Source organism: Dongia sp. (genome assembly GCF_041905885.1).
Lineage (GTDB): Bacteria > Pseudomonadota > Alphaproteobacteria > Dongiales > Dongiaceae > Dongia.
Map to the genome: position 1 here is coordinate 165,477 of NZ_JAYRKD010000002.1, position 24,996 is coordinate 190,472.

The window sequence follows — 24,996 nt, forward strand, 5'->3', positions numbered from 1 at the left end:
CTTAAGCCGCGCGCGCCAGCGCGGGCGCGGGGAAAGTGACGCTGGCGATGGTGCCTTCGCCCGGCTTGCTGGCCAGCGCCAGGGTGCCGCCGTTGAGCTCGGCCAGCGACTTCGAGATGGCGAGGCCGAGGCCCCAGCCGATCTGCGTCCGGGACTGGCTGTTCTCGATCTGGCCGAAGGGCTGCAGCGCGCGTTCGAGATCGCCGGCGGCGATGCCGATGCCGCTGTCCTTGACCCAGATGCAGAGCTGGCCGTCCTGGGTGCGGTGCGCGCCCAGGGTGACGCTGCCGCCGGGCTCGGTGAACTTCACCGCATTGCCGAGGAAGTTCAGCACGATCTGCTTCAGGTGCTTGCGATCGACGAACAGCCGCGGCAGCGCGCCGTCGAGATCGCCCAGCAGCTCCAGGCCGCGTTCAGTGGCGCGCTGCTGCATCATGCCGATGCAGGCGGTGCCGAGCTCCTGCACGTCGACCGACTGCGGCGCCGGCGTCATCTTGCCATTTTCGATCCGCGCGATGTCGAGCACGCCGTCGATCAGCCCGAGCAGATGCCGCCCGGCGCCGACCACGTCGCGGGCGTAGTTCCGATAGCGCGGCTCGCCCAGCGGCCCGAAGGCCTCCAGCGCCATGATCTCGGAAAAGCCGATGATCGCGTTCAACGGCGTGCGCAATTCGTGGCTCATATGCGCCAGGAATTCCGACTTCGCGCGATTGGCGACCTCGGCGCGGAGCTTCGCCGCGGATAGCTCGTGCGCGACGTACCAGAGCCGGCGGCGATGCCGGATCAGCACCGCGACCAGGATCAGCAGCGAGAGCAGCACCGCCGCGGTGATCCCGGCCAGCAGGCCGAAATCGACCTCGATCCGGCCGCGCTCGGCATTCACCGTCTGCAGGCCTTGCTGATAGCTGGCCAGCGCAATCCGCCGCACCGAGCCTTCGGTCGCGCGCAGGATCGAATAGACCTCCGGCGCCGCGGCACTGAGCGAGCCCTTGGCCGCGATCAGGCCGGTGATCTCGCCGTCAAGCGTCGCGATCCGCTTCAGCTCGATGTCGAACATCTCGTCCTGGGGCAATTGCGCGCGCGCGTCGCCCGCGTTCACCACATGGACCCAGGTCTGGAAGGCGTTCCAGCGATCCTTGAGCTCTTGCGGATCGTCGTGGCCGGCCAGCGACGCGGCCACCGCGGCTTCGAACCGGGTGTAATGCGTCTCCAGCTGGGTGCCCATCCAGGTGATGTTGTAATGCGGGGCATTGCGCAATGAATCGAGGCGATCGACGGCGCGGCTGCCGATCCAGCCGGCGGCGATCACCATCGCCGCGATCCCGATCGCGATCAGGATGTCGCGCAGGATGTTGTGGCGCCGGTACAGCATGGCGCTGCGGCCGGCCGGCATGCTGCCGAAAGTGCTGCGTGCGCTCATGCTCATTGCACGGTCAACCGGTTCAGTTGCCAGACGCTGCGCGAGAAATAGAGATCCTTCTGCAGCCCGGAATGTTCGGAATAGGGATAGATGATCCAGAGCGGCCCCTTGTCGTCCTCGGGCAGGGGGTGGCCATCGACGGCATAAGCGACGATGACGTCGTAGTCCTGGATGTCCTCGATCGGGATCTTGACCTGATAGTCGTCGACCGCATCGGCCAGGATGGTGTCGCCTTTGGCGCCGAGCTGCTGCAGCAGGTCGCGGATCTTCACGCCCTCATAGAGATTCTCGCCGTCGGTCCAGGGCGTCATGGTGGTGATGCGGGTGACCGGCATGGCTTGCAGCGCCGCCAGGTCGAAGGCGGCGGGTTTGCCTCCCGAAACATGGCCGTCGATCACCAGAATCGTCGTGGCCGGCGTCGCGGCCTGCGCCATGACGCTCGAACTACCGGTCCAGCCGATCGTCGCGATGCCGATCCCCATCAGCATCCCGGCGATGGCGCCGCGGAACAGAAGGCGCGGTCTCATGCCGTCCAACCCCAAAATGAGCAGCAATTGAACCGATTTTGCTCAGGGATTAATTGAGGCGACGTTAACGGAAATGGGATCGACGCTGGGATGATATTCCGATAGTGCGCGTCCGCCGATGATTCTGGCGCGGTTCAGCGGGTCAGCAGCACCGCGGCTTCCGCGGGGAAGGTGAGCCAGACCGGGCGGCCGATGGTCTCGACCTCGTCGAGGCTGCGGTCGACATTCTGGTGGGCCACGGCGATCGGCCGCTCGCTGCCCGGGACCGAGATGTAGTAATGGCTGCGGTCGCCGAAATAGGCCTGCGCATCGACCTTGCCGGCCACGGCATTGGCATTCCCCGCCGGCCGGTCCCAGGCCAGGCGCAGCTTCTCCGGCCGCACCGCGATCGAAACTGCGGCCCCGACCGGCGGCGCGGCGCCGTCGACCATCGCGTTCAACGAACCCAAAGGCCCGGCATCGACCACGGCCCGGCCGCCGGCGGCATCGCGCAAGGTGCCCTGGAAGAAATTCATTGAGCCGATGAACTCGGCCACTTCGCGGCAGTTCGGTGCTTCGTAGAGCCGGGTCGCGCTCTCGATCTGCAGCGCCCGGCCGCGCGACATCACCGCGATCCGGTCGGAGAGAGCGAGCGCCTCTTCCTGGTCGTGGGTCACGAAGACGAAGGTGATGCCGACGCTGCGCTGCAGCTGCCGGAGCTCGATCTGCATCTCTTCGCGCAGCTTCTTGTCGAGCGCACCCAAGGGCTCGTCCAGCAGCAGCACTTTCGGCTGGCAGACCAGCGCCCGCGCCAGGGCCACGCGCTGGCGCTGCCCGCCGGAGAGCTGGTTGCTGGCCCGGCCGCCATAGCCTTCCATCTTGATCAGCGCCAACGCTTCTTCGATCCGCTTCGCCATCTCCGGCTTGGAGAAGCCGCGTTTGCGCAAGCCGAAGGCGATGTTCTCGGCGACGTTGAGATGTGGAAAGATCGCGTAGTTCTGGAACACCATATTGGTCGGCCGCGAATAGGCCGGGACGCCCGCCATCTGCTGGCCGTCGATCAGGAGGTCGCCGGCGGTCGGCTGCTCGAAGCCGGCCAGCATCCTGAGCAAGGTCGTCTTGCCGCAGCCGGACGGCCCCAGCAGCGAGAAGAACTCCCCGCGGCGGATGTCGAAGCTGATGTCATCGACCGCCCGGACCGGCCCGAAATGCTTCGAGAGGTTGCGCAGCGAGATGATCGCGTCGGTCTTGATGTCAGCCATGACTTACAACCCGCTCGGTTTTTCGGTCTGGACGCCGCGGCGGCGCAGGACCTCGGAAACGACGACGATGATGGTGGAGATGATCAGGATGCTGCTGCCGAGCGCCAAGGTGATCGGCAGACGCTGCGGAAAGCGCAGCATGCTCCAGAGATAGATCGGCAGCGTCTGGTCGATCCCGGAAAGGAAGAAGGCCAGGACGTATTCGTCGAAGGAGGTGGTGAAGGACATCAGCAGGCTGGAGATGACGCCCGGCATCGCCAGCGGGAAGGTCACCCGCCAGAAGGTCATCCAGCCGTTCTCGCCGAGATCGTTCGCCGCCTCCTCGAGATTCTTGTCGAAGCCTTCCAGCCGCGAGATCAGCACCAGCATGGAGAAGGGCGTGCAAAGCAGGATATGGCCGGCGGCGACGCACCACAGCGACAATTCGATGTCGAAGACCTGGCGCACCAGCACCAGCAGGGCCACGCCGAGGATGATGCTGGGGATGACCAGCGGCAGCATGATCGTGCCGACCACCGGCCCCTTGCCCGGCAGGCGATAGCGCGTCACCGCCATGGCGGCGAGCAGGCCGAGGGCGGTGCTGATGACCGCGACCCAGAAGCCGACGGTGATGCTGTTCCAGACCGCGGCCTGCAGCTTGCTGTCGTCGGCCAGCTGCGCATAGGCCTTCAGGGTGAAGCCCTTCAGCGGGAAGATCGCGAAGATGTTGTCGTTGAAGGAGAACAGCGGCAGCAGCAGGACCGGTGCGTAAAGAAAGACGACGAAGCCGAGGCCGTAGAAGGTCAGGAAATCCCAGCGTCTTGTCATTGGGAGCGCCGCACCATTCGTTCAGGCCTCCCGCTTCTGGATCTTGCGATAACCCACGGCCCAGAGGAACAGGCAGACGATGATGGTCACGATCAGCATGACCACCGCCGAGAGTGCCGCGCCCAGCGGCCCGTCGTTGCGCTGGCCGAACAGCGACTGGATGGTGTTGCCGACCATGACGCCGGTCGGGCCGCCGACCAGGCTCGGCGTCACGTAGTCACCGACCGTCGGGATGAAGACCAGCAGCGTGCTGGCGATCACGCCCGGCAGCGACAGCGGCAAGGTCACCCGCAGGAACCGCCCCCAGGGCCGGTAGCCGAGGTCGGTCGCGGCTTCCAGCAGCGAGCGGTCGATCTTCTCCAGGCTCACGTAGATCGGCAGGATCGCATAGGCAACCCAGGCATGGGCCAGGGTGATCACCACCGAGAGCGGGTTATAGAGCAGGAACTCGAGCGGCTTGTCGATGATCCCGGTCCAGATCAGGAAACTGTTGATGACGCCGTTGAAGCCCAGGATGATTTTCCAGGCGAAGACCCGGAGCAGATAGCTGGTCCAGAACGGGATGGTGATCACGATCAGCCAGAGCATCTTGTGCCGGGTCACCCGGAACGCCAGGAAATAGGCCATCGGATAGGCGATCAGGATCACCGCCACGGTGGCGGCAAAGGACAGTCCCAGCGATTTCACGATCACGATCGCGTAGGCCGGATTCTCCAGCGGAAAGGGGATGCCCGACCACCAGGTCACCTTGTCCGAGGGAGCGATCAGCGCCCAGTAGTTCTTCAGGGTGAAGGTGGGGTCGAGCTCGAAGCCGTGCTGGCTCCAGAAGCTGCGCAACAGCAGTGAGGCCAGGGGCGCGATCAGCAGGCCGACCATCAGCAGGATGGTCGGCGTCATTAGCAGGTAGCCGCGGACCCATTCGAGCCGTTGCAGCAAACCAATATTGGTCCGGGCGCCCGCCGATCCCTTTGGAGGACTTGGGGCCGGCAATTCTACACTTGTCTCAGCCATCCACCTGCCCTGTGGCCCGCCCCCTTACCGAGGCGGGTTTCGGTTCCCAATACGGCTCTTCCGGCCGTGGATTTGAAAATCGGGCCCGAAACTTCATTGACAGCGATTTGGGCGCGGATGTCAAATTGAAGAATTGAAGCAGCATTCAAAAAGAAAAGCGGCAACAGGGCAAATCGAGGCAACAGGAGACGATTATGAACAAGCTGAAATTCATCGACCGGATGGCGCAGGGCAAGGTTTCCCGGCGCGACATGATGCGCGGTGCGGCCGCCTTCGGCGTCGGCATGGTGATGCTACCGCGGATCGGCCAGGCGGAAGAAGTGCTGACCTGCATGGAGTGGAGCGGCTACGACGTCGACAATCTCTTCTCCTCCTATGTGAAGAAGTACGGCAAGGCGCCGAACTTCTCGATCTTCGCCAATGAGGAAGAGGCCTTGCAGAAGGTGCGCGGCGGTTTCAACGCCGACATCATGCATCCCTGCACCTATTCGGTGTTCCGTTTCACCGACGCGAAGATCGCCGAGCCGATCGACACCACCAAGCTCTCGAACTGGAAGGACGTGTTCCCGGCCCTGCAAAAGGCGCCCGGCGTCGTGGTTGACGGCAACGTGGTGATGACGCCCTGCGACTGGGGCAACTCGTCGATCTGCTACCGCCCGGATCTCGTCGATGCGGATTTCAACAAGGACCCGAGCTGGTCGATCTTCACCGACGACAAGTATGCCGGTCGCGTCGCCATGACCGACGATTACGTGGTGACCCAGATCGCCGGCCTGCTGCTCGGCTATGGCCCGAAGAAGATCTTCGAGATGACCGACGCGGATCTCGAGGCCACCAAGCCGCTGGTCGAGAAGGTGGTGAAGAACGCACGCTTCCTCTGGAAGGACCCGACCGAGATCAACCAGGCTCTCGCCTCCGGCGAGATCGTCGCGGCCTATGCCTGGAACGAGACGCCGAAGACCCTGCGCGAGCAGGGCATCCAGGCGGCCTACGCGGTGCCGAAGGAAGGCATCTTCACCTGGCTCTGCGGCCTCACCCTGCTGTCGACCGGCAAGGCCAGCAAGGAAGCCGCCTATGACTTCCTCGACGCCTGGCTGTCGCCGGAGACCGGCGTGCGGCTGATCGAGGATTTCAGCTACGGTCACAGCAACAAGAAGGCCTTCGAAATGGCGAAGCCCGAGGCGGTCGCCGCCATCGGCATCACCGATCCGGAAAAGGCCCTGAACTCCGGCATCATGCTGCAGAAGGTCGATGCCGACAAATACACCAAGGTCTGGGAAGAAGTGAAAACGATGAAGTAAGCGCGCCTGCCAAGAGAGGTGCGGAAGGGGGCGGCGGAGCGATCCGCCGCCCTTCTTCTATGCGGGCATTTTCCGCCGCACGGCGCCCAGGCCGCCCAGGCCGCCAAGACCGGCGAGCGCCGTGCCGAGCAGCAGCAACCCGCCCGGGATCGGCGTCGCGGCGACGGGGGCGGACGTCGTGACCAGGCTCACCGAAGGCGCAATTTCACTGCGCGCGAAGATGCCGAACGAGGTGGCCACCACGCCGCGCGATGCTCCGCCGCTGCACAGGAACGCAACCGCGGCGCCGACGCAGGCGGTCTCGTCGGATGGCAGCAGATAGAGGTCCAGAGGCGATTGGAAGGCGAGCGTGCTGCCACTGGCGTCCCCGATCAGAAACGAGAAGTAATCCGGCGCGCCCGCATAGGTGCCGAAAGCAAGGCCCGGCACGCCGCCCGGCGGGAAATCGAAGGTCAGGTGGAAGTCGGTGAGGGTGGAGAGGCTGATATGCCCGGTGGCATCGGAAGTGCCGGTGAACCCGCCGGTGAGCTTGGCGGGATAGATGTAGCCGGCGCCCAGCGAGTAGTTGTAATCCTCGCTGAAGCTATAGGTGTAGATGGTCGAAGCCTCGGCCCCGCCCGCGCCAAGCGCCCAGATCAGCGCCAGCGCGCCCAAGAACCTTCGCAAACCACGGAACGCCACGGCTTCCTCCCAAAAGACAGCCACCCTCGGTTGTGGTGACTGTAGCTGGAAGGACCATGCCGTTGGGGCATGGTTCGACGATTCGGAGCTTCACGGAATCGCCGCCGCCCCGCTGGCTTCAGGGCACTGGGGTCGATGCACGGCGGGCATCGTGCCGTTCGGCCGCGCCGGCCGGTTTCACTCCAGCTTGCCGAACCATTTGGTGATGTCGAACCAGACCTCGCGGGTTTCCCCGCCGCGGCTGACCTCGATCATGTCATAGACCCGGCCGTCCTCGTTGAGCAGGTGCTGAGCCACCGGCTTCCAGCCGGGCATATGGTCGCGGATCCATTCATACTCGGCCCGCACCCCCTGGAACTCGTTCTGGGCGTCGATCACGATGGCGGATTTCATGGTGGATCCGGCCTCGCCAGTCGGGCTGCCGGTCGAGCTGCCAGGTTTGGGGCTGCTTGCCGCACAGGCGGCCACCGACAGAACCAGCAGGATCGAGACGATCCATCGCGATACGCGCGTCATTGAAGCCCCCACTTGCGGTCGAACACCCCGCACAGAGCTTAGCCGAAAATCGCGGCGAGATTGCGACCAAAACCTGGTTTATGCGGCGGCGTCGAAACGCAGCCGGGCCTCGGTGCCGCGCCCCGGCTGGCTGGTCAGCTCGAACTCGCCGCCGTTCAATTCGGTGAGGGACTTCGCGATCGGCAGGCCGAGGCCGAGGCCTTCGTTATGGAAGACCAGATGGTTTCGCACCTGGTTGAAGGGCACCAGCACGATATCCAGGTCCGCGGCCGGAATGCCGGGGCCGTCATCCTTGACCCAGATCTCCAGCTTGCCGGCATCGCCGCGGCGGGCGCCGAGCTCGACATGGCAGCCGTTCGGACCGAACTTCACCGCGTTCTCCAGGAGCTGCAGCAGGATCTTGCGCAGATGCTCGGGATCGACCCGCACCCGCGGCAGATCCTCCGGCACCACATTGGCGATCTCAACCGCGCCGTTGCGGGTGTGGTGCTGCATCGCGGTGATGCAGCTGCGCGCCAGCTCGTCCAGTGCCACCAGTTCCCGGGTCACCGGCACGCTGCCGGATTCGATCCGCGAGACGTCGAGCACGGAATCCACCAGGCCGAGCAGATTCTGGCCGGAGGCGTGGATGCCGGTGGCATAGTCCTTGTAGCGCGGATGGCCGATCGGGCCGAACAGCTCGGTCTGCATCACCTCCGCAAAGCCGATGATCGCGTTCAGCGGCGTGCGCAACTCGTGGCTCATCCGGGCGAGGAAGCTGGTCTTGGCGGCATTGGCCTGGTCGGCCGCGGTCAGCGCGCGCTGCAGGTCGCCGGCCATCGCATGGAGCCGCCGCCGCTGCGCCAGGATCACCATCTGGTTGGCGCAAAGCAGTAGCAGCAGCCCACCGAGAGCAAAGGCCAGCATCTGGATCTTGTCCACCAGCGCCCCGCGCCGGCGCTCGATCAGCTGGCCGTAATACTGGTCGCCCATCACCGCCAGCCGCCGGATCGGCACGGCCAGCGCGGTCGACGGCCCTTCCAGCACATCGGCCGATTGCACCAGGTTGCCGTTGCGGACCCGCACATAGGCGTCCATCTCGGCGATGCCGGCCTTCACCTCCTCAAAGGTCGGGGCGAATTCCGGCTGGCGCGCCTTGAGGTCCGCCGTGATGGCGGCGTCCAGAGGATCGATCCGGCTGAGGAAATTGTCCCAGCGCCGCTGCAGCAGCAAGCGCTGCGGATTGCCGGCTTTCGCTTCAGCCAGGAGATGCTGAAGCTTCACCAACTGCACCTCGAGCTGGCTCGCATTCCAGCCGACATTGTCGAGCTCGTTGCTGCGCAGCGTGTCGATGCTGACCGCGACTTCCTTCGCCGACCACAAGACCAGGCCCGCCAGCACCACCAGGCCGGAAATGAAGACCATCCGCCAGTGGTGCAGGATGAACGGCGGCGTGCGCATCAGCGCACCGTCATGGCATAGAGATTCCAGACCGCCCGCTGGTAGAAGGTCTCGGACCGGGTCTCTTTGCGGTCGCTGAAGGGGTAGACGATCCAGAGCGGGCCGCGGTCGGAGGGCAGCATCGGCTGGCCGTCGAACAGATAGACCACCAGCGCGCCGTGCCTCTTGCCGTCTTCCACCGGCAGATCGACCGAGTAGTCGTTGAGCGCATAGGCGGTGATCGTCTTGCCGCTGGCGCCGACCGCCGCCACCAGGGCCTCCAGCGGCACGCCGGTGAACTCATGCCGGCCCTTGGTCCAGGGCGTCTCGGTCACCAACACGCGGACGGGCAGGGATTTCAGCAAAGCGAGGTCGAAGAAGGCGCCGCCGTCGCCATTGGTGTTGGCGATCGCGCCGCTGACCGTGAGGATGATCTCGCCGCCATGCGGCTTCTGCAGCGGCTCGGCGACGGCGGGAAAGGCCAGCAGCAAGGCACCGCCGATCGCAATCGCAGCGATCCGGCGCCTGAGCTTTCGCCCCGCCGTACCCCCCTTCGCCAACCGCATCCGCAGCATCCCCGGTCCCACTCGTGCCGCCGCTTGATGTCGCGCCCAAAGAGGTAGCGCGGCCACCCGCGACCGGCAAGCGACCTAGGATCGGAGAGATAGCGTTAATTTGTCGTGAACAGCCCCGCGCCTGATGTCGATCAAGCGCGGGGCTCGTAATAGGCGCCGAACCCGTTGGGTTGGTCGCGCGGCGATGAGTTCGCCTATTGATTCATCGACTGGAAGAAGTCCGAGTTGGTCTTCGAATGCTTCAGCTTGTCGATCAGGAACTCCATCGCGTCGGTGACGCCCATCGGCATCAGGATCCGGCGGAGGACCCACATCTTCGACAAGGTTCCCTTGTCGACCAGCAGCTCTTCCTTGCGGGTGCCGGACTTGGTGATGTCGATCGAGGGGAAGGTCCGCTTGTCGGAGAGCTTGCGGTCCAGGATGATTTCCGAGTTACCGGTGCCCTTGAACTCTTCGAAGATGACCTCGTCCATGCGGCTGCCGGTATCGATGAGCGCGGTCGCGATGATGGTCAGCGAGCCGCCTTCCTCGATGTTGCGCGCGGCGCCGAAGAAACGCTTCGGGCGCTGTAGCGCGTTGGCGTCGACACCGCCGGTCAGCACCTTGCCCGATGAGGGGACCACGGTGTTGTAGGCGCGGGCGAGGCGGGTGATCGAATCCAGCAGGATGACCACGTCACGCTTGTGCTCGACCAGGCGCTTGGCCTTCTCGATCACCATTTCCGCGACCTGGACGTGGCGCACCGCCGGCTCGTCGAAGGTGGAGCTGACCACTTCGCCTTTGACCGAGCGGGCCATGTCGGTGACTTCTTCCGGACGCTCGTCGATCAGCAGCACGATCAGGTAGCTTTCCGGGTGATTGGCGGCGATCGAATGCGCCATGTTCTGCAGCATGACCGTCTTGCCGGTCCGCGGCGGCGCGACGATCAGGGCGCGCTGGCCTTTGCCGATCGGGCAGATGAGATCGATGATCCGCGCGGTGATGTCGACCTTCGACATTTCGTGGGATTCGCGCGAGGCGCGCAGCTTGCCCTTACCGAGCTCCATGCGCTTGCCGGGCTCGACCTTGATCGCCGGCGCTTCCTCTTCGCGCTTCGGCATCTCGACGTCGCCCTTGCCCTCGAGCTCCATGACGAAGCGCTCGTCGGGATAGAGCGGGGTCAGGTTGTCGAAGTTGATGCGGTGCCGGATCTTGTCCGGATCGTCGAAATTGATCTTGTTGACCTTGAGCAGCGCGAAGTAGCGCTCGCCGTCCTTCGGGGCCCGGATCTGGCCTTCCACCGTGTCGCCGGTGCGCAAGCCGAAGCGGCGCACCTGGCTCGGGGAGACGTAGATGTCGTCGGGACCGGGGAGATAGTTGGCCTCGGGGCTGCGCAGGAAGCCGAACCCGTCTTGCAGGATTTCCAGCACGCCGTCGCCGAAGATCGCGGTGTCGTTCTCCGCGAGCTGCTTCAGGATCGCGAACATCATGTCCTGGCGCCGGAGCGCGCTCGCGTTCTCGATCTGCAGGCTCTCGGCGAACTCCAGCAGCTCGGCGGGGGTTTTGCGCTTCAGTTCTTGGAGATTCATGTGGTTTCGGTAGGTCTTTGGTTCTTGTGGGAAAACACGCGGGATAGGGGGCGGTTTCTGGGGAGTGGGACGCGGCGCGACCGATTCCGGTTCGCCCGATCCTGGAAGACTGCCGGGTTGGATGACCGGTCTTGTGGTCGATGCGCCTCAGACGGGTCCGATCCCTCGCTCAAAGCCCAGGTCTTAGGGCCAAACTCACGGATTGTATCGTGGGGGAGCGAGGAGCGACTGGTCCTGCCAGGGTGCTACCCAAGGCGATACCGGACTGGCCATGCAAAGTCAAATGGCAATTTCGTGCGCGGTTTCAAGGGGCATAGCGGCAGGAGTTCTGATTGCCCCGTAAGCCGGCTGCGGGGAAATGTCCGGCCCGGACCCAGACAACCGGCCCTGCCTTAGGCCTAGAAGGGCTTCACCACCGCCAGGATCACGATCCCGATCATGAGCAGGGTCGGGACCTCGTTCATGAAGCGATAGAAGCGGTCGGAATGGATGTTGGCGTCGTTGGCAAAGGCGCGGCGCCAGCGTGCCAGGGCGGCGTGGATCAGCTGCATGCCGATCAGCAGCGCCACCTTGGCGTGGAACCAGCCCTCCAGCCAGTGATCGCCCTGCCAGGCGAGGCTAAGCCCCAACAGCCAGGACGCGATCATCGCCGGGTTGATGATGGCGCGCAGCAGCCGGCGCTCCATCACCTTGAAGGTCTCGCTGAGCGCCGCACTTCCCGCACCGCCCTTCTGCAGAGCCTGCGCATGATAGACGTAGAGCCGCGGCAGATAGAGCATGCCCGCCATCCAGGCGATGACGGCGATGATGTGCAGGGCCAGCAGCCAGTTGTAGAGCATCGACTTAGAGCTCCCCTTGCTGGCAGGCACAGCGCGGCCAGTCGGCGCAGACCGGCGTGCCGGATCCCGCCTGAACGCGTTGCGGGTCGTTCAAGGCGCGGCGCACCAGCTGCGCCAGGCCGGCGATGAAATCCGCATCCTCCGAGACCGTCGGCGCACGCTCATAGGCAGCTGCGCCGCGCTTTTCCGCGAGGTGACGGTATTCGATGTCGAGCTCGACCAGCGTTTCCGAATGCTCGGAGACGAAGGCGATCGGGACCACGATCACGGCCTTGCCGGCCGACGCGGCTTCCTCGATCGAATGATCGGTCGGCGGCCCGACCCATTCCAGCGGACCCACGCGGCTCTGGAATGCCACCATCCATTCCGAGGCCGCGAGGCCGAGCCGGTCCACCACCGCATGCACCGTCGCCGAGACCTGCGCCACATAGGGATCGCCGCGATCGACAATCTTCTTCGGCAGGCCATGCGCCGAGAAGATCACCCGGATCGGCGCCGATGTCTTTGCCTTGGCCCGCGCGATCGACGCCGCGGTGATTTTGGCGACCGCGGCGATGAAGCCAGGTTCCGTAGGATAGCAGCAGATCAGCTTCTGCGGCGCCTCGAGACCCTGCTTCTTCGCGGCATCACGCCAGACCCGGTTCGAGGATTCTGTCGTCGTGGTCGAGAATTGCGGATAGAGCGGCAGCAGGATGATCTCGTCCGGGGCAAAGGCTTTCACCGCCGCCACCGTCGCCTCGGTCAGTGGATGCCAGTAGCGCATCGCGATGAAGACCTTCACCTCGCCGAGATCGCCGAGGCTTGCTTGAAGCGCCGCGGCCTGGCGCTCGGTGTTGGGCAGGATCGGCGAGCGCCCGCCCATCGCCCGATAGATCGCGAGCGCGGCTTTCGCCCGCCGGCCGGAGATCAGCTTTGCCAACGGCCAGCGCAGGATCGCCGGCAGGTCGATGATGTTGCGGTCGTTGAACAGATTGAACAGGAAGGGCTGCACCGCCGCCGGCCGATCCGGACCGCCGAGATTGAACAGCACCACCGCGATGCGCCGGTTGCTGCTCATCGACCCATGGACTTGTAAGAACGCACCGTTTCAATCAGCTCGGCGACATGCTCGGGCGGCGTTTCCGGCACGCAGCCATGGCCGAGATTGAAGACCAATGGACCTTGGCCCAGCGCGTCGAGAATCCGGTGGATGGCCTGGCGCATCCCATCGCCGCCGACCACCAGCCAGCGCGGGTCGAGGTTGCCCTGGACCACGCGCTTGCTTTGCACCGCATCGCGCGCCCAGCTGGGATCGACGTGCTGGTCGAGACTGATCGCGTCGCCAATCCCGGCCTCGGCAAAGTCGCGATAGCCGGTCGCGACGCCGCGCGGAAACACGATCACCGGCACATTCGGCACGGTTCGCTTCAGCCGGGTCACGATCGCCTGGATCGGCACCAGCGACCAGCGGCGCATCCCCGCGGTGTCCAGGGCGCCGGCCCAGGAATCGAAGATCTGCAGGGCCTCTGCGCCGGCCGCGACCTGGGCTTCCAGATGCGTCGCCACTGCATCGACCAGCAGGTCGGTCAGCTTCTGGAAGCTTTCCGGCCGGCCATAGGCCCAGAGCTTGGCCTTGGCGAAGTCCCGGCTCGAGCCACCCTCGATCATGTAGCTCGCGAGCGTCCAGGGCGCGCCGGCAAAGCCGATCAACGCCCGATCCGCCGGCAGCTCCGTCTTCAGCCGCCGCAAGGTCTCATAGACCGGCGCCAGGGCTTCCACCATGCGCCCGGTCTCAAACCGCTTCAGCTCGTCGGTGCCGGCGATCGGCTCCAGCAGCGGGCCGACGCCCTCCTCGAACCAGACCTTCTGGCCCAGGCCATGCGGCACCACCAGGATGTCCGAGAACAGGATCGCCGCATCGAGGTCATAGCGCCGGATCGGCTGCAAGGTCGCCTCGGTCGCAAGTTCCGGCGTGTAGCAGAAATCCAGGAAGTTCTTCGCCTTCTGCCGCAGCGCCCGGTATTCCGGCAGATAGCGCCCGGCCTGGCGCATCAGCCAGATCGGCGTCCGGTCGGTTTTGCGACCATGCAAGGTCTCGATCAATACTTTGGGCTGGGTCATCTCGGCAGGACCAGGGAGAACTCCGTCCCTCCTACTCTTACACTTAAAGAGAATCTAGAGAGGTAGATGAAGTAGATGTGCGGTGAATCGTCTTAATCCCCGGTCTTCCGCCTCATCCTCGCAATTGCTGCGGATGGAATCCCCGGCCGGTGATCCGCGATGGGCAGGATAAGGCCGGGTGAATCCGCAAGCAGCCTCGGTGATGAAAAGCGTGGAAAACCGGGATGAAATCGGTCCCTGTGACAATCCCCGGGATTCAGGTGATTCAAAACAGCGGCGGTGCCGGGGGTTGATCCTGGAGATGGGCAATGCCATGACTGGGGACAATCCATGAAGGTGTATAAACCGGGCTGTTGTCCCAGGGTTATCGGGGAGTTATCCCAGATTTCTGCACCGGGTTGGTCCAGGCTTCTCGAACGAGAGAAATCGATGCCGACGGGCTTTCACATCCACCTGGTTTCCGACGCGACCGGCGAAACCTTGAACAGCATCACCCGCGCCTGCCTGGTCCAGTTCGAGGAAGTGACCGCGATCGAGCATTCCTGGACCCTCATCCGCACCACCGGCCAGATGCAGAAGGTGCTCCAGGGCATCCAGCAAAATCCGGGCCTGGTCCTCTACACCATCGTCGATGACAAGCTCCGCAACCTGCTGGTCTCGAGCTGCCGCGATCTCGGCGTGACACTGGTTCCCGTGCTGGACCCGGTCATGACCGCGCTCGCCACCCATTTCGGCCAGGTCGCCAAGGGCCTTTCCGGCCGCCAGCACATGATGGACCAGGACTATTTCCACCGCATCGAGGCGATGGACTACGCGCTCGCCCATGACGACGGCCAGTCGGCGCGGAACTACGAGGATGCCGACGTAATCCTGGTCGGGGTCAGCCGGTCCTCCAAGACGCCGACCTGTGTCTATCTCGCCAACCGCGGCATCAAGGCGGCCAATGTGCCGATCGTCCCCGGCTGCCCGCTGCCGGCCGAGCTCTTCTCGGTGAAGAACCCGATGGTGGTCGGTCTCACCAAGGACCCGAGCCAGCTGGTGCAGATCCGCAAGAACCGGATGGAGATGATCGCCAAGGACGAGGAATCCGACTATGTCGATCTCGCCGCGGTGCGCGAGGAAGTGGTGCAGGCGCGGCGGCTCTGCAGCGAGCATGGCTGGCACGTTCTCGACGTGACCCGCCGCTCGATCGAGGAAACCGCCGCCAGCATCATCCAGCTGCTGCACGAGCACCGCGAGAAACGCGGCTTGGCGGCGGTCCGCGAAGCTTAGTGCCGCCCGAGCCGCTCATCCTCGCCTCCGCCAGCACCGCGCGCGCCGAGATGCTGCGCGCGGCCGGGGTCGCGATCGAAATCGTCCCGGCCCGGGTCGATGAAGGCGAGCTGAAGCACTCCCTGCAGCAGCAGAAGGCCGATGTGGAAACCGCGGCGATCGCGCTGGCTGAGCTCAAAGCCCTGCAGGTCAGCCGCGCCAAGCCGGGTCGGCTGGTGCTCGGCGCCGATCAGATGCTGGATTGCGACGGCGTCTGGTTCGACAAGCCGGAGAGCCGCGCCGCCGCCAAGACCCAGCTCCTGAGCTTGCGCGACAAGACCCACCGGCTGACCAGCGCCGCGGTCCTGGCGCGGGACGGGCAGCGGATCTGGCATCATGCCGATGCCGCCAGGCTCGCGATGCGCGCCTTCACAGAGAGCTTCCTGGACCAGTATCTTGACCGGGCGGGTGACGCGGTCCTGAACTCGGTCGGGGCCTATCAACTCGAGGGGCTGGGCGCGCAGATGTTCAAGCGGATCGAAGGCGATTTCTTCACCATCCTGGGCCTGCCGCTGCTGCCGGTGCTGGATATCCTGCGCGAACAGAGCCTGCTGCCGCGATGAACCCACGATGAACGAAGACGCGCTCGCCGTGACCCGCACCCTGACCGGCAAGTCGAAGATCGCCGGGGTCTTCGGCTATCCGGTCGATCATTCGCGCTCGCCGCGGCTGCACGGCTTCTGGCTGGCGCAGCATGGGATCGACGGCGCCTATATCCCCTTTGCGACCCATCCCCGCGACCTGCCGCGGGCGATCCGCGCGCTGCCGAGCCTGGGTTTCCGCGGCGGCAACGTCACCCTGCCGCACAAGGAGCCGGCGCTCGGCCTGGTCGATGAGGTGACCCGCGTCGCCGAACGGATCGGCGCGGTGAACACGCTCATCGTCAGGGACGACAGCTCGATCCTCGGCGACAACACCGACGGCTTCGGCTTCCTGGCCCATCTGCAGGCGAGCCAGCCCAGCTGGCAGCCCAATGCGGGACCGGCCGTCCTGCTCGGTGCCGGCGGTGCGGCCCGCGCCATCATCGTCGCCCTGCTGGAAGCCGGCGTGCCGGAGATCCTGCTCGCCAACCGGACCCAACGCCGTGCCGAGGAACTGGCGGAAGCCCTGGACTCAGCGCTCGGCAGCGAACTTGCCGGCCGGCTGAAGGTGGTGACCTGGCATCACCGCGAGGCCGCGCTCGAAGGCGCCGGCCTGCTGGTGAATTCCACCCAGCTCGGCATGGCCGGCCAGCCGGCGCTCGACATGAATCTCGACGCGCTGCCGAAATCGGCGACCGTCTACGACATCGTCTATGTGCCGCTGGAGACGCCGCTGCTGGCCGCCGCACGGGCGCGCGGCAATGCGGTGGTGGACGGGCTCGGGATGCTGCTGCACCAGGCCCGCCCCGGCTTCGCCGCCTGGTTCGGCGTCGAGCCCCAGGTGACGCCGGCGCTCAGGGACTTCGTGCTGAAAGACATTCCGTGATCGTCCTCGGCCTGACCGGCTCGATCGGCATGGGGAAATCCACCGCCGCTCAGGCCCTGCGGCAGATGGGAGTCCCGGTCCATGATGCCGATGCCAGCGTGCATCGGCTGATGAACCACGGCGGTGCCGCGGTCGGCTTCATCGAGGCGGCTTTCCCCGGGACTGCGCGCAACGGCGCCATCGACCGCAAGGAGCTCGGCCGCCGGGTCTATGCCGATCCGGCCGATTTGAGGCGCCTGGAACTGATCCTCCATCCCATGGTGCGCGAACAGGAGCGGATCTTCCTCCGCACCGCGCGGGCCCGCCGGCATCGGGTCGCGGTGCTGGACATCCCGCTGCTCTTCGAGACCGGCGGGGAAAAACGCTGCGATGCCGTGATCGTCGTGACCGCGCCCAAATTTCTCCAAGATCAGCGGGTATTGAAGCGTCCGGGCATGAGCCGCCAGCGGCTCGAGGAGATCGTGAGCAAGCAGATGCCGGACGCCGAGAAACGCCGCCGCGCCGATTACGTGGTGCAGACCGGGAGCGGCAAACGCGCCGCCCGCAATGCGCTTGCCCGTATTTTGCAGGCGCTGAAGCAATGAAGCGCTTCGATCGAGTCTGGTGCACCCCCTCCCAACCCTCCCCCAAAGCTGGGGGAGGGCTTTGTTCGGTGTCTTCTCCTTCTCCCTCCCCCGTCTGCGGGGGAGGGTTGGGGTGGGGGTGCCGCACAACGACTCTCGCCAAGTGATCGGCGTCTTCGACAGCGGCTATGGCGGCCTCACCGTGCTGGCTGCGCTGCATGCGCGTCTGCCGCGCCAGCGCTTCCTCTATCTCGGCGACAACGCGCATGCGCCCTATGGGCCGAAGAGCGGCGGCGAGATTCTGGCGCTCACCAAGGATGGCGTCGAACTGCTGTTCCGCGCCGGGGCCCGCCTGGTCATCCTCGCCTGCAACACCGCCACGGCCGCCGCGATCCGGCCGCTGCAGCAGAACTGGCTTCCCGGCCATTATCCGGATCGCCGCATCCTCGGCGTCATCGCGCCGATGATCGAGGAGATCGCCCAAACGCCCTGGCATTCCACCGCCGGCCCGGATGAGGCGCGCCGCCCGCTCGAGACGGTTGCCGTCTTCGCGACGCAAGCGACGGTCGAGAGCGGCTTCTACCCGCACGAGATCGCCTTGCGCGCGCCGAACATCGCGGTGACGCAACGGGCCTGCCCGGAACTCGCCGGCATGATCGAAGCCGGCGCATCCGAAACGGCCCTGCGCGACACGGTCACCCGCCACGTCGAAGCGCTGCTGCGCAACCTCGGCCGGGCGCCGGACAAGGCGGTGCTGGGCTGCACCCATTTCCCGCTGGTGGAAGCGTTGTTCCGCAGCGCCTTGCCGTTGGAGACTCAGATCTTGAGTCAGCCGGCGCGGGTCGCCGCGGCGATGGTGGCCTACCTCTTCCGCCATCCCGAGATGAAGGACCTCACCCGGGATCCCACCGATCCCGTCTGTCTCACCACCGGCGATGCGACGGCTGTTTCCGCTCTTGCCAGCCGATTCTACGGGCGGCATCTTCGTTTTGCGCACGTCGACTCGACGTGGGAATCAACGGAGAGACTGCTCGATGCGTGAGGTCGTGCTCGACACCGAAACCACCGGCTTCGACGCCGTCAACGGCGACCGGCTGGTGGAGATCGGCTGCATCGAGCTCATCAACCACGTGCCGACAGCCAAGACCTTCTGGAAATACGTGAACCCGGAGCGCGACGTGCCGCAGGCGGCGTTCCAGGTGCATGGGCTCTCGGCGGAGTTTCTTTCCGACAAGCCGAAATTCGCCGAGGTCGCCGACGCGCTGCTGGAGTTCATCGGCGATTCCCCGATCATCGCGCATAATGCCGAGTTCGACATGAAGTTCATTAATGTCGAGCTGGAGCGCGCGGGGAAGACGGCGATCCCGTTTCAGCGCGCGATCGACACCGTGGCGATGGCCCGCAAGAAGTTTCCCGGCGCCCCGGCCAGCCTCGACGCGCTCTGCAAGCGCTTCAACATCGACAACTCGAACCGCACCTTGCACGGCGCGCTGCTGGACGCGCAGCTCTTGGCCGACGTCTATCTGGAGCTGATGGGCGGCCGCCAGGCCGGGCTGGTCCTCACTGAGGAGACCAGGGTCAGCGTCGATCTCGATTTCACCGGCGGAAGGCGCAGCGCCTCACCGGGCATCGAGCTGCCGATCCGCACGCCCCGCCCCCATGCGCCGAGCCCCGAAGAGCTCCTGGCGCATCAGTCCTTCATCGCCAAGATCAAGGACGCGATCTGGCTGAAGGCTTAGGCCTTCGCGGTTCCCGCGGTGGCTTCCTTCATCGCTTCCTGCAGATCCGGCTGGCGGTCGCGGTAGAGCTGCACGAAATCGACCGGATTGATGTAAAGCGGCGGGAAGCCGCCGGCCTGCACCGCGGTCGCGATCAGCTGGCGCGAGAAGGGGAACAGCAGCCGCGGCGCCTCGATCATGATCAGCGGCAGCATATGCTCCTGCGGCACGCGACCGAGGCGGAACACGCCGGCATATTCGCTCTCGACCACGTAGATCGTGGTGTCGTCGATCTTCGCCTCGGCGGCCAGGAACAGCGAGACCTCGATGTCCGGCGGGGTCATCGGCTTAACCCGCACATCGACCCGGATATAGCCGGTCGGCATGGTGGTCAGCGGCTGGAAGCCGTTCGCGGCATTCGGGTTCTCGAAGGAGAAGTCCTTCAGATACTGATGCACCACGGTCAAGGGTGCGGCAGTCTGATCGGCGGCGTTGCCGGCGGGCTGGGCGGGGTTCTGGTCGGCCATGAGGGTCCCTGATCTTGAAGTCGTTATTTTTTCGCGTGGCCCTTGGACTGGACCGTCCCGCGAAGCATGTTCGGAATCGGCGCTCCCGCTAGCACCTTCGCTTGGGCTTGGCAACCGCGGCGGGTCGAGGCGCCCGACACCAAGGACGTAACCATCTGAAATCACAGGAGATTGGAATGGCGGACACCAACCGGGGCGAGCTTGCGGTCATCGTCGGCGCCGGCACCGGCCTTTCGGCCAGCCTGGCCAGGACGCTCGCCGCCGCAGGCATGAAGCTGGTCCTGGCGGCCCGCCGTCCGGAGAAGCTGGGCGAGCTCGTGAAGGCGACCGGCGCCGAGGCCCTGGCCTGCGACGCGACCAAGCCCGCCGAGGTGAAGGCGCTGTTCCAGCGGATCGAAGCCGTGCCGGATCTGGTGGTCTTCAACGCCGGATATCGCACCCGGGGCCCCTTCGTCGAGCTGGACCCGGTCGAGGTCGAGAAGACCCTGATCTCCTCGGCCTATGGCGGATTCCTGGTGGCGCAGGAAGCGGCGAAGCGGATGCTGCCGAAAGGAAAGGGCTCGATCTTCTTCACCGGCGCTTCGGCCAGCGTGAAGGGCTATGCGCAATCGGCGCCCTTCGCGATGGCGAAGTTCGCGCTGCGCGGCCTGGCCCAGAGCCTCGCCCGGGAGCTCCAGCCCAAGGGCATCCATGTCGCGCATTTCGTGATCGACGGCGGCATCGCCGGCACGACCGCGGAGCGTGTCGGGGGCGACGACAAGTGGCTCAGTCCCGATGCCATCGCGCAGACCTATCTCGATGTGCATCGCCAGCACCGCAGCGCCTGGAGCACCGAGATGGAAGTGCGGCCCTGGACGGAGAATTTCTAGGCGGCGACGAACTCTTCCGCCTTCAGTTCCAGATAGACGCTGTCCACCCAGGTCTCGCCGATCTTGAAGGTGCGTTCGGCATAGCCGGTGCGCTTGAAGCGGAGGCGTTCCAGCAAAGTCAGCGAGCGGATGTTGGCGGGATCGACATCGGCGCGCACGCTGGCGAAGCGCAGCGCCCCGAAGCCGTGGTGCAGCAACGCGCCGACGGCTTCCCGGGCGATGCCCTGGCCCCAGACCTCGCGGTGAAACAGGAAGCCGATCTCGTTGCCCATCCAGAAGGCGACCCGGCCGACCACCCGGCCGTCGCGCAGGACCGCGAAATCATGCGCATCGCCGCGGCTGGTGGCGGCGACGCTTTCCGCAACCCAGGTCTCGGTCTCGCCCATCGCGACATGCGGCACGGTCGACCAGAAACGCATGGTTTCTGCGTCCGAGAGCATCTCGTGCAAAGCCGGCGCGTCGTAACCCGCCAGGCGCCGCAGGATGAGGCGCGGAGTCTCGATGATCGGCTCGCTCATGGCCGCAAGGTGGGATCGAACTTCACCACCTCGGCATTCTTCACGTCGAGCCCAGTCAAGGTCCGGATGAAGCCCCAATGGCTGACCACGCCGACATGGCGCCAGTCCCGGAGCTGCGCGGCCTTCACCCGGAAATCGTTGCAGCGGCGGTGCACCGATTCCTGCGGCTCGTTCTCCGGCCACCAGATCTCCTCGAGATGGCTGAAATCGAGCGCCGGCCAAGTCTCGGAGAGTGCGCTGATCGGCGTGCCGATATCGCAGGTCCAGCAGGCATGCTCATGCACGATCGGCTCGACCTCGACCGGCAGCTTCAGGTCCTCGGCCAGGATCGCCGCGGTCTCCAGCGCCCGGGTATAGGGGCTGGTGATCAGCCGCTGGATCGGATGGCCGTCGCGGCGGATGATCGCGGCCGCGCGCCGCACCTGCTCCTTGCCCTGGGCGGTGAGCTTCGGGTCGGTGATGCCGGGGTCCTTGCGGGTGCGGTTGAAGACGGCGTTGAACTCGGACTCGCCGTGGCGGATCAGGATCATGTGCCGGATGACCCGTCCTTCAGGCGCGGCTGGTCGGGTTCCGGCGCTTCCGGATCCACGTCCGAATCCACAATCGAATACTCGCCCTCGATTACCCCGCCTCGGTTCATCCCCGCGCCCGTCCGGGGCTCTGGCCTGGCCCCGAAGCCGCTGCCATAGACCTTCACGTCGAAGTGACGGGCGGCGCGGCGCAGCAGGTAGTTGCGGGTCCAGGGCAGGAACAGGAACAGGGCGATGATATCGCTGATGAAACCGGGGATGGTCAGCAGGAAGCCGCCCAAGGCGAAGCAGGCCGCGTCGATCAGGCTATGGCCCGGCTCCTCGCCGCGGGCGACCGCCAGCCGGAGATTCACCACCGCGTTCAAGCCCACCCGCTGGATCACCATGATGCCGAGGATCACCCCCAGAACCACCAGGCCCAGCATCGGAATCACGCCGATCCAATAGGAAACCAGGACAAAACCCGGAATTTCCAGGAAAGGCAGCATAACGGCGGTCAAGGTCACGAAACGGGTCATAGTTGTTGGCGGGGCCAAGGCTTCCTATGTAAAATGGAAATCAATGCTTTACTCTGTTCCGGCGGGGTGTTCCACCCGTGCCGGCCGGGGTTGTTTCCCAGATAGATAGGCATCGAACCGCACCGTGACCGGATTTGATCTGATTATCTTCGCCGTCCTTGCCGTGTTTCTCGGCTGGAAGCTTTATACGGTGCTCGGCCGACGCACCGGCAACGAGCGTTCGATCGATCCCTTCATGACCAAGCCGGGCTCGGCCCCGACCGGCACGCCCAACAGCGAGCCGGCGGCCCGCGCGCCGCGCCTGGATGCACCGGCCAACGAGGACGCGCCGCAGCCGCGCGAGGAGCGCAGCGTCCTGCCGCGCGAGCAGCGCCAGCTGGAGGCGGTGATTGCCCAAGCGCCGGAATCCGCCCGTAAGGGATTGGAAGCGATCCGCGCCGCCGACCCGGAATTCGACGCCGTCTCCTTCCTGGCCGGTTCGAAGATCGCCTTTGACATGATCTTGACCGCCTTCGCCGCCGGCGACGCCAACGCGCTGAAGCCCCTGCTGGCGCCAGAGGTGATGCAGCAGTTCGGCTCGGCCATCAGCGACCGCCTGCGCCGCAAGGAGACCTTGAAGACGACCCTGGTCGGCATCATCGGCCTCGAGCTGGTGGATGCGGAGATGAAAGGACCGGATGCGCGGGTCAAGGTGAAGTTCGTCTCGCAGCAGGTGAACGTGACCCAGGACAGCGAAGGCCGGATCGTCGATGGCCATCCCAACGAGGTCGCAACCATCACCGACGTCTGGACCTTCAGCCGCCCGGTGACGGCGCGCGATCCGAACTGGGTCCTGATCGGCACGGAAAGCCCGAACTGAGAGCTTAGAACCACGGGGGATCTATGCAGGCTCGGCAGGCCGGACAGCAACGCCGGACCGGTAAGCGCCGAAGCCAGCCGCATCGACCCGGCGCGCCGCACAAGGGCAAGCAGCGCAGCGTCAAGCATCCCGTCGCCAAGAAGCGCGCTGCCCGGAAATCGGCGCAACTCGCGGCCTTGCGCAAGCTTCTGCACCATGGCCGGCACTCCTTCACGCTCGCGTCGCTCGGCCTGCTGATGCTGGTGGCATCCTGCGCCACGCCGCGGGTCGGCGAGGCGCCGGACCATAGCCTGGCGCTGGTCGCGACCGATTTCGACTCCCTGCCCGGCTGGGAGCGCGACAGGCTCGCCGAGGCCCTGCCGGCCTTGCAGAACAGCTGTGCCGCCTTCGCCAAATGGCCCGACGACAAGGCCGTCGGCAAGCTCGGCGGCCAGGCCGGCGACTGGCGCGCCGCCTGCAGCGCTGCAATGCAAGTGCAAGCCGGCGACAACACCGGCATGGCGATCTTCCTGAAGACCTATTTCCAGCCCTACCGCGCGCTCGACCGCACCACCGACCAGGGGCTCTTCACCAGCTACTACGAGACCGAGCTCGACGGCGCGCGGGCGCGCGGCGGCGCCTATACCGTGCCGCTCTACAAGGCGCCCGACCCGCCGGTCACCTTCACCCGCGCCCAGATCGACAACGGCGCGCTGGCCGGCAAGGGCCTGGAGCTGATGTGGCTCAAGGACCCGGTCGATGCCTGGATGCTGCACATCCAGGGCTCGAGCGTGGTGAAGCTGCCCGACGGCAAGATCACCCGCATCGGCTATGCCGGCAATAACGGGCAGGACTTCGTGCCCGTCGCCCGGCTGATGATCCAGGAAGGCCTGATCCCGAAGGGCCAGGCCTCGATGCAGTCGGTGCGGTCATGGCTGCAGGCGCACCCGGCCGAGGCCCAAACCTGGATGCAGAAGAATCCCCGCTACATCTTCTTCCGTGAGCTCGACAGCTCGGCCGGGCTGCCGACCGGTCCCAACGGCGCCCTCGGCGTGACCTTGACGCCGACCCGCAGCATGGCCGTAGACCCGGCCTATATGCCGTTGGGCGTCCCGGTCTGGCTGGATACCCAAGCTCCGGACGGGACGCCGCTGCAGCGGCTGATGGTGGCCCAGGACGTCGGCTCGGCGATTAAAGGCCCGATCCGCGGCGATCTCTTCTGGGGCACCGGCGAGACCGCCCTGGAATTTGCCGGACGGATGAAAAACAGCGGCCGCTATTATGTCCTGTTGCCGAAAACCGTGGCGACGCGTAACACCTTGACCGTCAGCGAGCTCAACACCGACGGATCGAATTGAGTATGCCGCCCGCATCCCAGGGCCAGCGCGTCGCCCTGTTCGTCACCTGCCTGGTCGATCTCTTCCGCCCTTCGGTCGGCTTCGCTGCCGTGAAACTCATCGAGCAGGCCGGCTTCACCGTCGAAGTGCCCGAGGCGCAGACCTGCTGCGGCCAGCCCGCGTATAATTCCGGCGACCGCGCCGACACCCAGGCGATCGCCCGCAACACCATCCAGGCTTTCGAAGGCTACGACTATATCGTCGCCCCTTCCGGCTCCTGCGGCGGCATGCTGCATTGCCACTATCCGGAGCTGCTGGCCGACGATCCCAAATGGGCCGCCCGCGCCGTCGCCTTCGCCGCGCGCACGTATGAGCTCACCCAGTTCCTGGTCGAAGTCGCCAAGGTCAAGATCGACGCCGCCTTCCCGTCGCGGGTCACCTATCACGACTCCTGCTCCAGCCTGCGCGAGATGGGCGTGAAGACCCAGCCCCGGCAGCTGCTCGGCCAGGTGAAGGGCGTGCAGCTCTCGGAACTCGCCGAGACCGAGGCCTGCTGCGGCTTCGGCGGCACCTTCTGCGTCAAGTTTCCCGACATCTCCAACAAGATGGTCGAGCGCAAGACCGCCGACATCACGGCAAGCGGTGCCGACACCTTGCTCGCCGGCGACCTCGGCTGCCTGATGAACATCGCCGGCAAGCTCAAGCGCGAAGGCAGCGCGGTCAAGGTTCGCCATGTGGCAGAGGTGCTGGCCGGCATGACCGACCAGGCCGCGATCGGAGAGGCGGAGTAAGGCC

The 24,996-nt window shown here is 65.6% G+C and carries 28 protein-coding genes; 11 read left to right on the top strand and 17 right to left on the bottom strand.

Annotated elements, in window-relative coordinates:
* Position 1 precedes the first annotated feature (1 nt).
* The 5 genes from ACH2CY_RS02580 to ACH2CY_RS02600 form a co-directional block, all read right to left on the bottom strand.
* Positions 2–1,420 carry a sensor histidine kinase gene (locus ACH2CY_RS02580; protein ID WP_395015586.1) on the bottom strand — a complete coding sequence of 473 codons (1,419 nt, stop codon included), beginning with the start codon at positions 1,418–1,420 and terminating at the stop codon, positions 2–4.
* 2 nt (positions 1,421–1,422) lie between these two features.
* Positions 1,423–1,947: a molybdopterin-dependent oxidoreductase gene (locus ACH2CY_RS02585; protein WP_395015589.1), complete on the bottom strand. Its 525-nt coding sequence runs from the start codon at positions 1,945–1,947 to the stop codon at positions 1,423–1,425.
* Between the two features lie 134 nt (positions 1,948–2,081).
* Complete coding sequence (locus tag ACH2CY_RS02590; RefSeq protein ID WP_395015592.1) at positions 2,082–3,188, bottom strand: ABC transporter ATP-binding protein; 1,107 nt, start codon at positions 3,186–3,188, stop codon at positions 2,082–2,084.
* 3 nt (positions 3,189–3,191) lie between these two features.
* Positions 3,192–3,995 (bottom strand): ABC transporter permease, encoded by an 804-nt coding sequence (locus ACH2CY_RS02595; RefSeq protein ID WP_395015595.1) that lies wholly within the window; start codon positions 3,993–3,995, stop codon positions 3,192–3,194.
* 21 nt (positions 3,996–4,016) lie between these two features.
* Positions 4,017–4,931: an ABC transporter permease gene (locus ACH2CY_RS02600; protein ID WP_395015597.1), complete on the bottom strand. Its 915-nt coding sequence runs from the start codon at positions 4,929–4,931 to the stop codon at positions 4,017–4,019.
* Between the two features lie 269 nt (positions 4,932–5,200).
* On the opposite strand from ACH2CY_RS02600, the gene ACH2CY_RS02605 reads away from it, so the two are divergent.
* Positions 5,201–6,307 (top strand): PotD/PotF family extracellular solute-binding protein, encoded by a 1,107-nt coding sequence (locus ACH2CY_RS02605; RefSeq protein ID WP_395015599.1) that lies wholly within the window; start codon positions 5,201–5,203, stop codon positions 6,305–6,307.
* A gap of 57 nt (positions 6,308–6,364) precedes the next feature.
* Here ACH2CY_RS02605 and ACH2CY_RS02610 read toward each other — a convergent pair whose 3' ends face one another.
* The 8 genes from ACH2CY_RS02610 to hemE form a co-directional block, all read right to left on the bottom strand.
* Complete coding sequence (locus ACH2CY_RS02610; protein ID WP_395015602.1) at positions 6,365–6,988, bottom strand: hypothetical protein; 624 nt, start codon at positions 6,986–6,988, stop codon at positions 6,365–6,367.
* A gap of 177 nt (positions 6,989–7,165) precedes the next feature.
* Entirely contained in the window at positions 7,166–7,504 is a 339-nt protein-coding gene (locus tag ACH2CY_RS02615) for a hypothetical protein (protein WP_395015604.1), read from the bottom strand.
* 78 nt (positions 7,505–7,582) lie between these two features.
* Entirely contained in the window at positions 7,583–8,944 is a 1,362-nt protein-coding gene (locus ACH2CY_RS02620) for an ATP-binding protein (protein ID WP_395015607.1), read from the bottom strand.
* Positions 8,944–9,489 carry a molybdopterin-dependent oxidoreductase gene (locus ACH2CY_RS02625; protein WP_395015609.1) on the bottom strand — a complete coding sequence of 182 codons (546 nt, stop codon included), beginning with the start codon at positions 9,487–9,489 and terminating at the stop codon, positions 8,944–8,946. The genes ACH2CY_RS02620 and ACH2CY_RS02625 overlap by 1 nt, the downstream gene beginning before the upstream one ends.
* A 203-nt stretch (positions 9,490–9,692) precedes the next feature.
* Complete coding sequence (gene rho, locus ACH2CY_RS02630; RefSeq protein WP_395015612.1) at positions 9,693–11,066, bottom strand: transcription termination factor Rho; 1,374 nt, start codon at positions 11,064–11,066, stop codon at positions 9,693–9,695.
* 398 nt (positions 11,067–11,464) lie between these two features.
* Complete coding sequence (gene hemJ, locus ACH2CY_RS02635) at positions 11,465–11,905, bottom strand: protoporphyrinogen oxidase HemJ (protein ID WP_395015614.1); 441 nt, start codon at positions 11,903–11,905, stop codon at positions 11,465–11,467.
* A gap of 4 nt (positions 11,906–11,909) precedes the next feature.
* Positions 11,910–12,962: a ferrochelatase gene (hemH, locus tag ACH2CY_RS02640; protein ID WP_395015616.1), complete on the bottom strand. Its 1,053-nt coding sequence runs from the start codon at positions 12,960–12,962 to the stop codon at positions 11,910–11,912.
* Entirely contained in the window at positions 12,959–14,005 is a 1,047-nt protein-coding gene (gene hemE, locus ACH2CY_RS02645; RefSeq protein ID WP_395015618.1) for a uroporphyrinogen decarboxylase, read from the bottom strand. The genes hemH and hemE overlap by 4 nt, the downstream gene beginning before the upstream one ends.
* Positions 14,006–14,434: 429 nt before the next feature.
* Here hemE and ACH2CY_RS02650 point away from each other — a divergent pair, with 429 nt between their 5' ends.
* The 6 genes from ACH2CY_RS02650 (at position 14,435) to dnaQ (ending at position 19,085) form a co-directional block, all read left to right on the top strand.
* Entirely contained in the window at positions 14,435–15,277 is an 843-nt protein-coding gene (locus tag ACH2CY_RS02650) for a pyruvate, water dikinase regulatory protein (RefSeq protein ID WP_395015621.1), read from the top strand.
* Positions 15,277–15,879, top strand: coding sequence for a Maf family protein (locus tag ACH2CY_RS02655; protein ID WP_395015623.1), 603 nt, complete (start codon positions 15,277–15,279; stop codon positions 15,877–15,879). Before ACH2CY_RS02650 ends, ACH2CY_RS02655 begins: the two co-directional genes overlap by 1 nt.
* 7 nt (positions 15,880–15,886) lie before the next feature.
* Positions 15,887–16,783: a shikimate dehydrogenase gene (locus tag ACH2CY_RS02660; RefSeq protein WP_395015625.1), complete on the top strand. Its 897-nt coding sequence runs from the start codon at positions 15,887–15,889 to the stop codon at positions 16,781–16,783.
* Positions 16,780–17,367, top strand: a complete 588-nt coding sequence (coaE, locus tag ACH2CY_RS02665; RefSeq protein WP_395015627.1) for a dephospho-CoA kinase — start codon at positions 16,780–16,782, stop codon at positions 17,365–17,367. Before ACH2CY_RS02660 ends, coaE begins: the two co-directional genes overlap by 4 nt.
* A 112-nt stretch (positions 17,368–17,479) precedes the next feature.
* A complete protein-coding gene (locus ACH2CY_RS02670; protein ID WP_395015629.1) occupies positions 17,480–18,388 on the top strand; it encodes a glutamate racemase in 909 nt (302 codons plus the stop codon).
* Positions 18,381–19,085, top strand: coding sequence for a DNA polymerase III subunit epsilon (gene dnaQ, locus ACH2CY_RS02675; protein WP_395015631.1), 705 nt, complete (start codon positions 18,381–18,383; stop codon positions 19,083–19,085). Before ACH2CY_RS02670 ends, dnaQ begins: the two co-directional genes overlap by 8 nt.
* Here dnaQ and secB read toward each other — a convergent pair.
* Positions 19,082–19,591: a protein-export chaperone SecB gene (secB, locus tag ACH2CY_RS02680; protein ID WP_395015634.1), complete on the bottom strand. Its 510-nt coding sequence runs from the start codon at positions 19,589–19,591 to the stop codon at positions 19,082–19,084. The two genes, dnaQ and secB, sit on opposite strands and share 4 nt — an antisense overlap.
* Before the next feature lie 176 nt (positions 19,592–19,767).
* On the opposite strand from secB, the gene ACH2CY_RS02685 reads away from it, so the two are divergent.
* On the top strand, positions 19,768–20,460 hold the full coding sequence (locus ACH2CY_RS02685) for an SDR family NAD(P)-dependent oxidoreductase (RefSeq protein WP_395015636.1): 693 nt from the start codon (positions 19,768–19,770) through the stop codon (positions 20,458–20,460).
* Here ACH2CY_RS02685 and ACH2CY_RS02690 read toward each other — a convergent pair.
* From ACH2CY_RS02690 to ACH2CY_RS02700, 3 genes are read right to left on the bottom strand one after another with little or no spacing between them, the layout of a single operon-like run.
* Positions 20,457–20,978 (bottom strand): GNAT family N-acetyltransferase, encoded by a 522-nt coding sequence (locus tag ACH2CY_RS02690; protein WP_395015638.1) that lies wholly within the window; start codon positions 20,976–20,978, stop codon positions 20,457–20,459. The genes ACH2CY_RS02685 and ACH2CY_RS02690 overlap by 4 nt on opposite strands.
* On the bottom strand, positions 20,975–21,508 hold the full coding sequence (locus ACH2CY_RS02695) for a histidine phosphatase family protein (RefSeq protein WP_395015640.1): 534 nt from the start codon (positions 21,506–21,508) through the stop codon (positions 20,975–20,977). The genes ACH2CY_RS02690 and ACH2CY_RS02695 overlap by 4 nt, the downstream gene beginning before the upstream one ends.
* Positions 21,505–22,026 carry an FxsA family protein gene (locus ACH2CY_RS02700; RefSeq protein ID WP_395015643.1) on the bottom strand — a complete coding sequence of 174 codons (522 nt, stop codon included), beginning with the start codon at positions 22,024–22,026 and terminating at the stop codon, positions 21,505–21,507. The genes ACH2CY_RS02695 and ACH2CY_RS02700 overlap by 4 nt, the downstream gene beginning before the upstream one ends.
* Positions 22,027–22,150: 124 nt before the next feature.
* Here ACH2CY_RS02700 and ACH2CY_RS02705 point away from each other — a divergent pair, with 124 nt between their 5' ends.
* Genes ACH2CY_RS02705 through ACH2CY_RS02715 form a run of 3 tightly spaced genes read left to right on the top strand, consistent with a single transcriptional unit; the run spans position 22,151 to position 24,992 of the window.
* Positions 22,151–22,885 carry a Tim44/TimA family putative adaptor protein gene (locus ACH2CY_RS02705; RefSeq protein WP_395015646.1) on the top strand — a complete coding sequence of 245 codons (735 nt, stop codon included), beginning with the start codon at positions 22,151–22,153 and terminating at the stop codon, positions 22,883–22,885.
* Between the two features lie 23 nt (positions 22,886–22,908).
* On the top strand, positions 22,909–24,222 hold the full coding sequence (locus tag ACH2CY_RS02710) for a murein transglycosylase A (protein ID WP_395015649.1): 1,314 nt from the start codon (positions 22,909–22,911) through the stop codon (positions 24,220–24,222).
* A gap of 2 nt (positions 24,223–24,224) precedes the next feature.
* Positions 24,225–24,992 (top strand): (Fe-S)-binding protein, encoded by a 768-nt coding sequence (locus ACH2CY_RS02715; RefSeq protein WP_395015651.1) that lies wholly within the window; start codon positions 24,225–24,227, stop codon positions 24,990–24,992.
* The last annotated feature ends 4 nt before the right edge of the window (positions 24,993–24,996 follow it).